The organism is Paenibacillus cucumis (ex Kampfer et al. 2016) (assembly GCF_019748695.1).
Taxonomy (GTDB): Bacteria; Bacillota; Bacilli; order Paenibacillales; family Paenibacillaceae; genus Paenibacillus; species Paenibacillus polysaccharolyticus.
Map to the genome: position 1 here is coordinate 36,967 of NZ_JACLIC010000023.1, position 14,379 is coordinate 51,345.

At 45.8% G+C, this 14,379-nt stretch carries 13 protein-coding genes; 10 read left to right on the forward strand and 3 right to left on the reverse strand.

Annotated features, from left to right (window positions below):
- The first annotated feature begins 16 nt into the window (after positions 1 to 16).
- From H7T88_RS13455 to H7T88_RS13495, 9 genes are all read left to right on the forward strand, one after another.
- Entirely contained in the window at positions 17 to 868 is an 852-nt protein-coding gene (locus H7T88_RS13455; protein ID WP_221788887.1) for a 3-hydroxyacyl-CoA dehydrogenase family protein, read from the forward strand.
- Between the two features lie 18 nt (positions 869 to 886).
- Positions 887 to 1,936 carry an HAD-IIIC family phosphatase gene (locus H7T88_RS13460; RefSeq protein ID WP_221788889.1) on the forward strand — a complete coding sequence of 350 codons (1,050 nt, stop codon included), beginning with the start codon at positions 887 to 889 and terminating at the stop codon, positions 1,934 to 1,936.
- Between the two features lie 15 nt (positions 1,937 to 1,951).
- Complete coding sequence (locus H7T88_RS13465) at positions 1,952 to 2,215, forward strand: acyl carrier protein (protein WP_090914983.1); 264 nt, start codon at positions 1,952 to 1,954, stop codon at positions 2,213 to 2,215.
- A complete protein-coding gene (locus H7T88_RS13470) occupies positions 2,212 to 3,096 on the forward strand; it encodes a hypothetical protein (protein ID WP_186811628.1) in 885 nt (294 codons plus the stop codon). The genes H7T88_RS13465 and H7T88_RS13470 overlap by 4 nt, the downstream gene beginning before the upstream one ends.
- Before the next feature lie 24 nt (positions 3,097 to 3,120).
- The gene (locus H7T88_RS13475) at positions 3,121 to 3,885 is read left to right on the forward strand and encodes a thioesterase II family protein (protein WP_221788891.1); all 765 of its coding nucleotides are present in this window, start codon (positions 3,121 to 3,123) and stop codon (positions 3,883 to 3,885) included.
- Between the two features lie 30 nt (positions 3,886 to 3,915).
- A complete protein-coding gene (locus tag H7T88_RS13480; protein ID WP_260510901.1) occupies positions 3,916 to 6,237 on the forward strand; it encodes an ABC transporter permease in 2,322 nt (773 codons plus the stop codon).
- A 15-nt stretch (positions 6,238 to 6,252) separates the two neighbouring features.
- Positions 6,253 to 7,020 (forward strand): ABC transporter ATP-binding protein, encoded by a 768-nt coding sequence (locus H7T88_RS13485; RefSeq protein ID WP_090914977.1) that lies wholly within the window; start codon positions 6,253 to 6,255, stop codon positions 7,018 to 7,020.
- A 61-nt stretch (positions 7,021 to 7,081) separates the two neighbouring features.
- On the forward strand, positions 7,082 to 7,717 hold the full coding sequence (locus H7T88_RS13490; protein WP_090914975.1) for a TetR/AcrR family transcriptional regulator: 636 nt from the start codon (positions 7,082 to 7,084) through the stop codon (positions 7,715 to 7,717).
- Between the two features lie 20 nt (positions 7,718 to 7,737).
- Entirely contained in the window at positions 7,738 to 9,066 is a 1,329-nt protein-coding gene (locus tag H7T88_RS13495; RefSeq protein ID WP_090914973.1) for an MFS transporter, read from the forward strand.
- Between the two features lie 125 nt (positions 9,067 to 9,191).
- On the opposite strand, the gene H7T88_RS13500 is transcribed toward H7T88_RS13495, so the two are convergent.
- The 3 genes from H7T88_RS13500 to H7T88_RS13510 form a co-directional block, all read right to left on the reverse strand.
- The gene (locus H7T88_RS13500; RefSeq protein WP_221788894.1) at positions 9,192 to 10,016 is read right to left on the reverse strand and encodes a carbohydrate ABC transporter permease; all 825 of its coding nucleotides are present in this window, start codon (positions 10,014 to 10,016) and stop codon (positions 9,192 to 9,194) included.
- 1 nt (position 10,017) lies between these two features.
- Positions 10,018 to 10,890, reverse strand: a complete 873-nt coding sequence (locus H7T88_RS13505) for a carbohydrate ABC transporter permease (protein WP_154983234.1) — start codon at positions 10,888 to 10,890, stop codon at positions 10,018 to 10,020.
- A 110-nt stretch (positions 10,891 to 11,000) separates the two neighbouring features.
- Positions 11,001 to 12,302 carry an ABC transporter substrate-binding protein gene (locus tag H7T88_RS13510; protein ID WP_221788895.1) on the reverse strand — a complete coding sequence of 434 codons (1,302 nt, stop codon included), beginning with the start codon at positions 12,300 to 12,302 and terminating at the stop codon, positions 11,001 to 11,003.
- 180 nt (positions 12,303 to 12,482) lie between these two features.
- Here H7T88_RS13510 and H7T88_RS13515 point away from each other — a divergent pair, with 180 nt between their 5' ends.
- The gene (locus H7T88_RS13515; protein ID WP_260510902.1) at positions 12,483 to 14,372 is read left to right on the forward strand and encodes a cache domain-containing sensor histidine kinase; all 1,890 of its coding nucleotides are present in this window, start codon (positions 12,483 to 12,485) and stop codon (positions 14,370 to 14,372) included.
- The last annotated feature ends 7 nt before the right edge of the window (positions 14,373 to 14,379 follow it).

Below are 14,379 nucleotides of genomic sequence, written 5' to 3' on the forward strand. Positions count from 1 at the left end.
GGAAGAGAGGTTAGGTATGCATAATCAGCTTATTGCAATCATTGGCGCAGGCGTTATGGGATGTGCTACAGCACTGGATGTTGCCAGAGCGGGGTATCGGGTCATTTTGCAGGATCATTCAGAGTCCGTGATCCTTCAGGCACCTGATGTCATACGTCGTGAATACCGTTCAGCATGTTTCTTGAAACAAGGATACGGTGAGGTCCCGCTCGATATCATCATGGATCGAATTTCGTTCCGAATACAGGACGAAGGTGTGGAAGAGGCTAACGTCATTATTGAAAATGTGACCGAAAATATAGAGTCCAAAAAGGAAGTTTATGCGCGTTTGAGTCAAAAGGCCCGTCCAGATGCTCTTTACGCGTTGAACACAAGCTGTATTTCAGTAACCAAGCTGGCCTCCTTTTTACCTGATCCAAGACGCGCCATAGGTGTACATCTGATGAATCCGGTTCCGGTTAAATCGATGGTGGAGGTGATCAAAGGGCATCATACAACACCTGAGACAGAGCAAGAGATGGTAGCGTTTCTGGAGTCTCTCGGCAAAAATCCGGTCGTCATCGAGGATCTGCCGGGTTTTGTATCGAACCGACTCTCGCATTTGTTAATGAATGAAGCAGCCTTTATTGTGCAGGATGGTATCGCTACAGCTGAGCAGGTCGATGCCATTATGAAAAAGGGGTTTAGTTATCAGATGGGCCCGCTGGAAACAGCAGATCTGATCGGTCTCGATACCGTTGTGCATTCGCTTAAAGTGCTGTACGACAGTTATCAGGACCCCAAATTCCGCTGTTGTCCGCTATTGCAGAAAATGGTGGATGCTGGACACTGGGGACGCAAGACGGGGCAAGGGTTCTATGCCTATTAACGAAAGGGAGGCATGTCCATGGAGCGGTTGAAGGATATCAAATGTGTCGTATGGGATCTGGACCACACGATCTGGGATGGAGTCTTACTTGAATCCGGAGATGTGAAGGTAAGGGCGCGCATAAAGGAGGTGATTGAACAATTAGACCGCCGCGGAATACTGCACTCCATTGCCAGTAAAAATGACGCAGAGCTGGCTTGGGCCAAACTTACCGAATTGGGCATTGCCGAGTATTTTTTATACCCCGAGATTCATTGGGATGCGAAGTCCATATCCATTCAGCGTATTCAGCAGAACATCAATATCGGAATGGATGCCATCTTGTTTGTGGACGACCAGCCGTTTGAACTGGAGGAAGTGAAAAGTGTACATGCGGATGTTCAGATTCTTCATGCAGATCACTATGAGACGATGCTGAATGATCCGAGACTGATGCCTCGCTTTATTACAGCAGACTCTTCCCGCAGAAGACAGATGTATCAGGCAGATACACTTCGAAAGCAGGCGGAAGAACAGTATGAAGGTCCTTCGGAGAAGTTTCTGGCTTCACTTGGTATGAAGTTTACGATCTATGAAGCGACAGAGGATGATCTTCAGCGAGCGGAAGAGCTCACGGTTCGTACCAATCAGTTGAATGCTACAGGGATCACTTACAGTTATGAGGAACTACATCAGTTGATGACTTCACAGGATTACTTGCTATTGGTGTGTGAACTTGAAGACAAGTACGGAACATATGGAAAGATCGGGCTCGCGCTTATTCATAAGCAGCCGGATATATGGAGACTGAACATGTTGCTGATGTCATGCCGCGTCATGTCAAGGGGGGCAGGAAGTGTATTGCTCACTTATATTATGCGTGAAGCGAGGCAACAGGGTAAGCAGATGCTTGCTGATTTCAGAGAAACCGGGAGAAACCGGATGATGAATATCAGCTATCGTTTTGCTGGTTTTACACAGCTGTCTGCAGATCCTGACGGAAAGATCGTCTTTTCGCATGATCTGAAGCAGGTTGTGGAGTTTCCGGACTATATTGAAGTTTGTGTGCCTGAAAGACAACATCAATAACAAGGGGGAAGAGCAGTGGATTATCGTCAGGAAATTCGAGAGTTTATCGGAAACAATCTTACCATGGAACATGAGGACGCTCAAATTAGCGACAACGACAACTATTTTGAAATGAGATTTGTCAACTCACTCTTTGCGATGCGTTTAGTGGATTTTGTAGAGCGCAGATTCCAGATTGAGATCGGAAATGATGATCTGGACTTGGCCAATTTCAGTACCATTAACCGTTTGCATGATCTCATTGAGAGAAAGCTTGCTGCCAAGGAGGTGGCACGATGATAACAGCCAATCAGTCATCTGTTCGTCCAGTGTCTAGCCCGGCAGCCAGTCCTTCCAATAAGTATATGTACCTGTTTCTGGCGATGTCCTTCGGTACTTGTTATGGTATTGCCAGCTTGTTCATGTTCTTTCCTGATTTTATTGTACCAATCACTGGTGAACTGCATCTGATGCATCCGTTAGCTATCGTTGCTCTGTACTCTCCTTCCATTGCCGGATTGATTACATGTTATTTAATGGGTGGCAAAGACGCGCTGAAAGGCATGTTCTTGAAGCTGGTTCCGCGAAAAAAAGATCTGTTCTGGATTCCTGTAATTATCGGTATTTCCATCGTATTTGCTTCATCGATGCATTTTGGCTCCCTGCTATTCGGCATACCGGTCCCCGATCTGACATATAGTGTACCGGAAATGATCTGGCTTGGCATTTTGAACTTGTTCAAGGAGACGGGGCTCATCGGCGGTTTATTTGGCTGGATTGGATTCTTACTTCCCTTCTTGCAAGGCAAGTTGAAAAACAATGTAACAAGTGGTCTGATTACAGGATTCCTGTTTGGACTATGGGTGCTTCCGGGTTATCTGATTTCATCTTTTGGCACCTCAACCACATACATATACTACGTGGTGCAGCTTATGGCGTTTATCGTATTTCAGAGCTACATCTTCAATGCTACCAGAGGTACGCTGTTATTTTACCTTTTGGCTTTCTGGCTTGTTGCTACAGGAAGTCAGATCGATCTGTATTACTTCAATCCGCAAGTACAGATCATGCAATTTTTCTTTTTCGTAACCTCGGCAATTATCATTCATATCGTCTTTAAACGCAAAAAAGTTGACACAACGCTCCAGACATTTCCTGCATATGTTCTAGACGCGAAATAAGCAATTAACGGTGGTGATGGAGTGATGGCAGAGACTTATCTTGAACGACTGCAGAAGGGCAGGGGGAACAGGCAGGTGATCTGTTTTCCTTATCTGGGTGGACACTCTCGGAGTTTTTATCCTTTAGTATCTCACCTTCCGGATACGGAAATATGGGCATTTACACCTCCCGGTCACGGGATGAATTCGGAAGAGCCTCTGGAACATATGCAACAACTTGTAGAGCTTTATACGAACGAACTGTTGCCTATAATTAAATCTGGCGCAACCTTGTTTGGGCACAGCTTGGGCGGAATTACAGCTTATTATGTTACTCAGCGGTTACAACAGGAGCTTCCAGATGTAGCAAAGACATTGCGTCTTGTGTTATCCGCCTGCAATACGCCTGCTGAATGTGGATTGAAGCGTTATGATCAGATGTCTGATGAGCATCTGATTGATCACCTTTTTTCCTATGACGGCCTACCTAAAGAGCTCATCCACGAAAAAGAACTTTTGCAGTATTTCATGCCTGTAATTCGGGCAGATTTTCGCATGCTGGAATCCGCAGCGACACTTGAATGTCAGCCTCTTTCACTGCCAGTGCTGTTTCTGTGGGGAGAACGGGACAATGCCGTTCCCCTTCAGTCAGCGCTCAAATGGGAACGATATTTTGATGTACCGATGAAGCTTCAGACCATTCGAGAGGGGACACATATGTTCATCATGCACCACCCTTCAACAGTGGCGCATTATCTGACAAGCTTTATGACTCCAGAAGTAGAACCACTGAACATAGTAGATAGATGAGAGGAGCCATGTTAGTTTATGCTGCTGAGAATGCTGAGAAACGACTTAATGAGGAAAAAAGGAATTACGGCTGCGCTGTTTATTTTTGTCCTGCTCGCTGCTTTGCTGGTATCTTCCGGTTCTCGAATGATCATGGAACTGACGAGTTCCATTCAGTATTTGTTCTCTGAATCGAAGACACCTCATTTTGTGCAAATGCACTCTGGAGATCTGGATCAGGCCAAAGTGAACACATGGGCTGAAGGAAATGCAATGGTTGAGCAACATCAGATTGTCGAGATGGTTAACATCAATGGAGCCAACCTTTATCTTGGTGCAGAGTCCGAGAAAAATACCGTCATGGATATTGACTTTGTTACACAAAATCAGCAATTCGACTATTTACTGAATCTGAATAGTGAGATTATCCAAGTTCGTGATGGCGAGATTGCTGTGCCCGTGTATTATTTACAGCAAAATAAATTAAATATCGGTGACCAGGTTCGGATCAATAATGGGGCTTTTGAGCGTTCATACACCATTGTTGATTTTGTGCGTGATGCACAGATGAATCCATCTGTTGTGCACTCGAAGCGTTTTATCGTAAGCCCGAGTGATATAGAGCAATTGAAGCAAGGGGTCGGAGAGATGGAATATCTCATTGAGTTCCGACTGCATGATCCTTCCAAAACAAGCGAGTTCACCCAAGCCTATCAAAATGCAGGGCTTCCTAACGCTGGCCCGGTGGTGACCTATGGTTTGTTCCAGATTCTCAATGGGATGACAGACGGAATTATTGCAGCCGTTATTATTTTGGTCAGCCTGGTACTGATTCTGATTGCGATGCTGTGTATTCGTTTTACCATGCTTGCCACTATTGAGGAAGATTACCGCGAGATCAGCGTCATGAAAGCCATTGGTATCTCAGAGAAAGATATCAAGCGGCTCTATTTGGTCAAATATGTGTTTATGGCAGGTTTGGCTTCCATCTTGGGTTACATCGCTTCCCTCGGAGTGAACCAGCTATTTGTATCTAATATTATGCTGTATATGGGGAAAGCACCGGCTACATTACTACATTTCGCCGTGCCTCTGCTCGCAGCAGGTTTGATATTCACCATGGTTGTGCTATTCTGCCGCGCTGTGCTTCGTCGTTTTCGTTCGATCTCTGCTGTGGAAGCCCTTCGCACTGGAAGTTTGGGAGATACACAGATCGTTCGCAACCGTTTAAACCTGTCACGTAATCGCTGGTCTTCCGTGCCTGTTTTCCTTGGGTTAAAAGACGTGATGCAGCGTGTCAAAATGTTCCGTTTGTTATTATTCGTATTCATCGTCAGCTCATTTATTATGATCGTACCGCTTAACTTTTTGAACACACTTCAGGCTCCAAGCTTCATATCTTATATGGGTGTAGGGCAAAGTGATATTCGAATTGATCTTAGGCATACGAATGATGTAGAGCAGCGTTATGCTCGTTTGGTGAATCAAATTGAAAACGATGCTGATGTTCAAAAATATTCACCTCTCGTAACAAGCCAGTTCAAGATTCGTAATGCAGAAGGCAGCTACGACAATCTGAGCGTGGAGAGCGGAGATTTCAGTATATTTCCTTTGTCTTATCTAAGTGGAAATGCCCCAGCAACAGATCGTGAGATTGCTCTCTCGGATGCAAACAGCAATGATCTCAAACTTAAAACGGGGGATCAGCTGACCTTGCAAGTGGGCGGTCAAGACCAAGTGATGACGGTCAGCGGCATTTATCAGGATGTGACGAATGGCGGAAAAACAGCAAAGGCGCTTTTGCCATACAACAAAGATAGTGTGCTCTGGTATGTAGTCAGCTTGGATCTGAAAGACCGCGGTGTGATGGCTGCCAAAATTGCAACATACGAGAAAGATTTCTCGCCAGCGCGTGTAACGGATCTTCAAGGATACTTGAATCAAACGCTTGGTGGTACGATTCAGCAATTAAAGCTGGTGACCACACTTGCACTGGCCATTGGAGTATTCATTTCTATTTTGATTACCTCACTGTTCCTGCAGATGATGGTTGCCAAAGATAACAACGATATTGCTGTATTGCGAAGCATCGGCTTTGCGTTATCCAAGATCAAGTTGAAGTATGTCGTCATGTCACTGGTCATCCTCATTGTAGGTGTAGCCGCAGGCACAATCTTATCCAATACACTGGGTCCAATGCTGGTGAGTGGCATTATGTCCTCTTTTGGTGCTTCAAAGATTGTATTTGTAATTGATCCGGTGCAGGCGTATGTACTCTGTCCATTGCTACTGGCAGGAACGATCATTATTACAGCCTGGATCAGCATTCAGTCGATTCGGGAAACTAGCATTTCGAAAATGATAGTGGAATAGGGAGGCATAACGAAGATGACAACAATACTAGAAGCTAGAGATGTGAATAAATCCGTAGCGATTGGCGAGAATGAAGAACAGCGTATTCTGAAAGATATTAATCTGCAACTCAAAAAAGGAGAGTTTGTCTCCATTATGGGCCCGTCCGGTTCGGGTAAATCGACCCTGCTCTATAACATCAGTGGCATGGATCAGATCAGTGCAGGCAGTGTGTTTTTCAACGGTAAACAAATATCGGCTTTCCCGGAGAAAGATCTGGCGAGTCTACGTTTGACCAAAATGGGTTTTATTTTTCAGAACATTCATCTGCTCAAAAACTTAAATCTGCTCGACAACATCATCCTTTCTGCTTATCTGGCCAAAAACAGCAACCGGGACACGATTAACAACCGTGCAATGTCGCTAATGAAAAAAATGGGAATCGACGAACTGGCTGAGCATAACATTACCCAAGCTTCAGGGGGACAACTTCAACGGATCGCAATATGCCGGGCTTTGATCAACAATCCGGATATTTTGTTTGGGGATGAACCTACTGGAGCGCTGAATTCAAAATCAACACATGAGATCATGGACATTCTTGGTGATATTAATGCCACAGGAACGACGATTTTGCTCGTGACCCATGATGTTAAAGTTGCAGCCCGCTCGGAACGAGTACTGTTTATGATGGACGGCAATCTGGTTGCAGACAAAAACATCGGAAAGTATGACCGGGACAAACAGGATTTGAAGGCGAGAGAAAGTCGGTTAGGACAATGGTTGACGGAAATGGGGTTCTAAACTTAGAGCTTCATGACTAGAATAGACCGACAGTCGGTCGAGAGGTAATGGAGGACAGAACATGAGATTGATGAAAAATCCGGAGGAACGCAGAAATGAAATTTTGGATGCGGCCGAAATTCTGTTCGTGACCAAAGGGTACACCAAAGCAACGATTATGGATATCCTCCAGGCTTGTGATATTGCCAAAGGCACATTCTATTACTACTTCCAGTCCAAAGAGGAGGTTATGCATGCCATCGTTATGCGTTTTATTATGAGCGGTGAAGCGGCGGCGAGGCGTGTCGTGGCAGATCCCGAGCTCAGTGCGCATGATAAAATTTTCCGAATCATTATGACCCAGAATCAGCCTGACGATCGCAAGCTTGGCGTGATCGAGCAATTGCACAGCGTGCAAAATGTAGAAATGCATCAAAAAAGCCTGGTTGAAACGGTTCTTCGTCTCAGCCCCATTCTGGCAGAAGTCGTAGAACAGGGCATTCAGGAGGGGGTATTTCATACCCCTGCTCCTCAGGAGAGCATTGAGTTTTTACTCGTTTCCTCGCAGTTTTTGCTGGATCAGGGCATTTTTCATTGGCAGGAAGAAGAGTTTCAGAAGAAGGTTAGAGCATTCAGTCAGATTATGGAACGGGTTCTGGGTGCTGAACATGGAAGTTTTGCCTATGTCACGGGACTATATTTCCCACATCAAGCTTAACAAGTAAAGGAGTCGTAACCATGGAACAAACTGCTCACAAATCATTTGGTAAATTTCTGATTGTCTGGTTTGGTCAATTGATCTCGATGATTGGTATCGGACTGACCGCGTTCTCTCTGGGGGTATATGCCTTCGAAAAAACAAATACGGCAACCAGCGTTGCGCTGATTACGCTATTTACGTTTTTGCCCAACATCTTGCTTCGCCCGATCGGAGGGGTGATGGCTGACCGATTTGACCGCCGTACGATGATGATTATTGGTGACCTTGGCTCTGCGGCTGGTCTGGTCTTTATTCTGTCGATCATGCTCACGGGTGATATCCAGTTATGGCATATCTATGTGGGTGTGGCGTTCAGCTCGGTGTTCTCGGCGCTGCAAAGTCCGGCATATAAAGCGTCAGCAACTGACTTGCTGGATAAGGATCAGTTTTCCAAGGGCAGTGGCCTAGTGCAACTTGCTGAATCTTCCAAGTTTTTGTTTTCACCGATCATCGCAGGTATTCTGCTTAGCGTGACAACGATTGAAGTTATTATGATCATTAACATTGCGACATTCCTGATTGCCATTCTGGCCGTACTCGTTATTCGCAAGAGCATGAAGGTGGAGCGAGAGGAAAAGGACGATCGCAACTGGATGACCGATATTCAGGAAGGCTGGAGAGAGGTTGTCACCAACAAAGGTGTATTGCTACTCGTTATTATCATTTCTCTGGTTACCTTCTATCTCGGGTTCCTGGAAACACTCATTGGCCCAATGTTGCTCTCATTCACCGATGCCAAAACACTCGGAACGTTTCAGTCCGTTAGTGCGATCGGTATGCTGATCAGCAGCTTGTGCATCGGTATTTTCACCATGACGAAGAAATATGCGAGTGTGCTGGTTGCAGGTTTGGTCATGTGTGGTCTGGCGTTCTCCTTACTGGGTGTATCGACGAACATTTACTTTATTATCTTTGCGGGTTTTCTGTTCCTGTCCTCCCTGCCATTTGTTAATATGAGTGCAGATGTGTTGGTGCGGAACAATATTGCCAATGAAAAGCAGGGCAGAGTGTGGGGGATTATCGGTATCCTGTCCCAGCTTGGTTTCATTATCGCGTACAGTTTGGCTGGATTTCTGGCGGACCATGTGTTTAACCCACTGCTAGTGGAGGGGGGAGCGCTGGCATCCTCCGTGGGTCAGATCATTGGAACCGGACCTGGCAGAGGCATAGCGTTGCTGTTTATCATTGCGGGCCTGTTCGTTATTCTGATTGCGATTATCACGTCACGTTTGAAAATGATCAAATCACTGGAGCAGAGCAGTGATATCGCTTCACCTCCCGATGTGGGCGGTCTTGCGCATGATTAATACATTTATAGTGTTGTAGGAAGCAAGATAGCCCTCCGTCTGATCCGTGTATACCGTTCTTAACCTTAAACGGCGTACAGTTGGTTCAGACGAGGGCTTTTTTTGTATAAAAGCTACAATCCGGTCTAACCTTTCACTGCACCGGAAGTCAGACCTCCTACAATATACTTTTGCCCGATGAGGAATACAATCAGAACTGGCAGCGAGGTGAGTACGATATCGGCGCTGACCAGATTCCATTTGGCGCTGAATTGTCCGAAAAAATTGTAAACCGCCAGCGTCATTGGCCACATCTCTACGGTGTTCAGCATATAGAGCGGCGCCGTGAACTCATTCCAGACACTCAGAAAATTCAGAACAAATACGGTAACCAGCACTGAGGTTAACAAAGGTACAATGATTCGAAGGAACAGCTTGATTCCATTGCAACCATCCATAATTGCAGCTTCATCCAGCTCTTTCGGAATGTTGCCCACAAACGCATACGTGATGAACAGGGAGATGGGAATGCCCATCGCGGTATAGAGCAGAATCATGCCTGCGTGGGAGTTGATCATCCCGAGTGATTTCATCACTTCCATGAGCGGAATATAGTTTAGTGGCAGTGTGATGCCCAGAATCAGAAAAAAGTATAAAAACTTGCTCAGTTTCGAATGATTGCGGGATAACGTGAACGCAGAGAATGCCACGACAAACACCAGCAGCAGAGATGACACGCCCGAGTGCAGCAGACTGTTGAAAAAGGAACCTCCCAAGTGTCCTTGCTCATAGACGATTTTATAATTTTCAAATATAAATTTCTCGGGAAGCGTAAGCCTCAGTACCTTGGCTTCGGCGTCTGACTTGAATGAATTCAATAGGATAACGGCAAATGGAATCAGTACAACCAGACTTAATAGCCAGGCGAGTACATTTAACGTCAGAGACATGATTTTTTTTCTAAACCGCATATTAATATTCCACCTTTCGATTCATCAAACGAATGATGAAGAAAGAGATGATCGCCATGATGACAAAGAGAATGGTGGATAGCGCGCTCCCGAGCCCCCAGTACCCTTTGGCAAAAGATGAATAAACGGCCGTATTGATCACATCCGTAGCATTGCCCGGGCCCCCGTTTGTCAGAACGTATACCGCATCAAAGACACGCAGGCCATACGTAATATTGAGCACGGTGGCAATGGTGATGGTAGGCAGCAGCATAGGTATGGTAATACGGAACAGCTTTTGAATAAAGCCCGCACCATCGATGGATGCAGCTTCATAATAATCCCGTGGAATGGCGAGCAGTCCCGCGATAAAAAGCACCATGATATACCCCATGCCTTTCCACGTATCGACAGCCATAATCGATGGCATCGCCCAAGTGAGAGAGCCCAGCCAGTTCTGGGCGAGTGCATCCAAACCGATGGAACGCAGTGTAACATTAACGAACCCGTTGTTCGGATCAAGCAGGCTTTTGAACACCAGACCTACAATCAGGAAGGAGAGGACTTGGGGCGAAAAGATAATCATCCGATGCCAATTGGCAGCTTTTACACCGCTGACCAGCAGCAGGGCAAGGAACAAGCCCAGAACGGTTTTGGCGATGGAGGTAACCACCGTAAACAGCACTGTATTTTTAATGAAAAGCAGATAGGTCGGATCACCTGCCAGAATCGTGCGGAAATGCTCCAGACCAATAAAGTTTTTCTCCGAACTGTAGCTGTTCCAATCGGTGAAAGAATAATAGATACCCAGCAGGGCAGGAGCAACGATGAACAACAGATATAGTAAAATCGCTCCGGATGAGAAATACCAAGGGTAGATTTTGTTCGTATTCATAACCCGTAACACCAATCCTTCCTGCAAAACGGGAAGAAGCACCCCAGCGTTTGACCGATGGAGTAACTCCATTCCAGTTATGCATTTGTTTCCGAAATAACCTTCGGCTGTTACTGCCACTTCTCATCCTTCAGCACTTTGGCTTGTTCGGCGCGGCGTTTATCAATATTTTGCAGAATCTGATCAGGGGTCATCGCTCCCGCAAACATGCCTGACAAGTCTTTACCGATATCCATCCACTGTGGATCGATATATTTTACGGCAGCCTGCATGACGGTGCCCTTCTCATGATTTTTCTCATAATCAATGTAGTCCTGTGTCAGCTTCGGTTCGATCTCGGGCCAGCAGATCGTCAGATTTCCTTCGCCTCCATCAAACACCTGTTGCAGATGATCATGCTCGGTAATCCAGCGGAAAAACTTCAACACTTCTTCGGGATGTTTGCTGTTTTTGTTGCCAAACATGGCTGCTGAACCGCCGGGGTTCACTCCAATCGTCTGATTGTCTCCCCAAGGCATCACGAAGAATCCCATAGTATCCTTCATCGCAGGATAGGCTTCAGAGACTTCCTTTTCCGTGCCTGGAACACGCAGCAGCATTGCAGCTTTTTCCTGTCCAAATGCTTCAATGCCCGCTTCTACTGTATTGGATAAGAAGTCTTTGCCGAAATAGCCAAGATCAGCAAATTCTTTCAATTGCTCGATAACGGTCTTCAAATGGGTCAAGTCTGCGATCTTCATCTCATTATTGTTCAGCTTTTCATAGGTTCCTGCGGCCTTCTGCTCATAGTTCGGCCCGGTCTCGAACAATGGCAGCACCTGATACCAACCGCTTGCTGGAGCTTGATAGAATGGAATAATATCTTTATCCTTAATTTTCTGGCTAATCGCTTTGAATTCGGCATAGGTCGTAGGAGGCTCAATACCTAGGTCAGCAAAGATACGTTTGTTATAGTACACATACCAGATTTTCGTAGGGGCAAAAGAAACCCCATATACCTTGTCATTATGACTGACGGTAGGCAAGATCTCTTCTGACATCCGTCCCGTAAACTCCTCATTGGTCAGATCAATTGCATTTTCTTCTGGTCTGACATTGGCTGGCATGCTCAGCGGGTCTACATCTACATTGAAAATATCAGGAGCCTCACCGGAAGCCAGTTTTACCTTGATCAGATCACGCCACTGCGCGTCAGGAACCACCTGAAAATCAATTTTGACCCCGGTTTCCTGCTCGTATTCCTTCGCCATCGTCTGCATAATCCCCGTTCGTGGAATACCGGATTGGCTTGTGCCGAAGGTCAGTGTGACCTTGCCTGTGCCTTCCGCGTTTTTGTTCGAGTTACAGCCAGCAAGCAGCAGGACAGAGAGAAGCAGCATACTTGTCATTGAAAAAAGAAATCGTTTTCTCATTTTGAACCTCCCTAAAATTCAATCATTTATGCACTTGCCGAAACGCTTTATGTAAGCGTATTCTTATGTGGATAACTTTACTTTGAATAACGAGTAGGCTCAATAGACAAAAGCGTTCTTCGAGGTGGACATTTTCGAAGTCATCGAAGATACGCAGATGTTGATAATGAAGACGGGGGTATGGAATTGCGGTATCGATTCAGAACATTACAACAGAGTTTGTTTGCGTATTATTCAGCGGTATTTATTACGTTTTCCCTTATTGTGGCTGGCCTGTTATATGTGTATCTCACCAGTGATATTCGTCATCGAAGTGAAGAGCAGCAAAAACAATTGGGGTTGTCCATTGTTAGTCATCTGGATCAGGAAGTTGTGAAAATGAACAATTTCTCCATGAACATCGTATATTCCAATCTGGTCAAGGAGCATTTCAGTCATTACTTGGCTCCGGCAGAGGGGGTTGAACGAACGATGACAAGTGACCCCTCGCTGTATAAGGACACGACTACACTCATTGATGTCATTATGGCGATTATTAGCAGCTCCAATACGGCCAAACAGGCTAACATTTACGATGTGAATGGAAAGATGCTGGGGGCGGGAGTATTCAACGGACAGCTTCCAGTAGATCTGAAGCAGCGCCCCTGGTATAAGGAAACCTGGGAACGGAGCGGCTGGCGTGTCATTCGTCTGTTACAAGGTGGTGCATTGCCCACGCCCACCGGGGAAGGGAGAACGGATCAACCTTATATCTCGCTTACACGGGTTTACAAGGATGGCAATTACGTCAGTCAGGGTGTCGTTGAAATTTTGCAGCTTGCCGAAGACCTATTCCAGTATTTGCACGAACTGCAAGCAAGTAATAAGGAACTTCGAGTTTATGTGCTGGATGAGCAGGATACCTTGTTGTACCCGCTTCCTTCAGCCACGATAGATGCTGATTCCTCTTCAGCTGGCTATTCGGAAGATATGAAACTAATTCAACATCGTACATCTCCGCCTGAAACAATGCAGGAAGTCACCCATTCGCCTACGGGGTCAAGGCAGATGATGACGTATATGACATCGCAGGAAACCGGATGGACTGTTGTTGTCATGCAGTCCAAGCAGTCCCTTTTCGCCAATCTGAACCGGATGGCATTGATCTTTGCAGGTGCTACGCTAGCAACCCTGTTGATTATTTTGATGTTTTCGTATCTGATCTCGAAAAGGGTTACTTTGCCGCTTCATCGGTTGCAGCGCATTATCCAGAAAACAGGTGAAAACGACCTGATGTCTTGTCAGGAGGCTGGTCAGTTGTTATTCAAGCTGGACCATCCTGCGTCCATCCGGGAATTGGCAGAGCTGAATGATACCTTCATCCGGTTGAATCAGCAGCTTGTGCAGTCTTTTCAAGACCAGATGGCCATCAAATCTCGGGAGACAGAGGCGAGGTTGCTGGCATTGCAGTCACAGATGAATCCGCATTTTCTATACAACAACATTACCAATATAAGCATCATGGCGGAGGAGGGCATGAATAAACAGATCGTGGTGTTCTGCGATCATATCGCTTCTATGCTTCGTTATATCTCTACTTCTGGCAAAAACGGCGTCCCGTTATCTCACGAACTTGAGTATTGTGAACGGTATCTTGAATGTATGAAAATTCGCTTTGAGGATGATTTGCACTACGAGTTCTCGATCCCTGATGAGATGAAAAATATCCGGGTTCCGATGTTGATCATCCAGCCTTTGCTCGAGAATACGATGAAATACGGTTTGAGTGATACACTGCCATGGAAACTGCATATCACAGGTGAATTGCATATCGATCAGGAGAGCTGGCAGATTCACGTTGAAGATAATGGCCCAGGCATGGAGCCTGAAACGCTCGCACAACTTGTGCATTATATCGATGAATCTCAGGAATGGGATAAAATGCCTCAGCTTGAGATTAACGGGATGGGACTCAAAAATATCTGGGCTCGCTTGAAGTTATGGTATGGTCAGGCAGCCAGGATGTGTATCGAAAACAAATCTACCGGCGGTGTCAGCATTCGTATAAGAGGTTCCATTCGAAAGGAGTAGGGTCGAA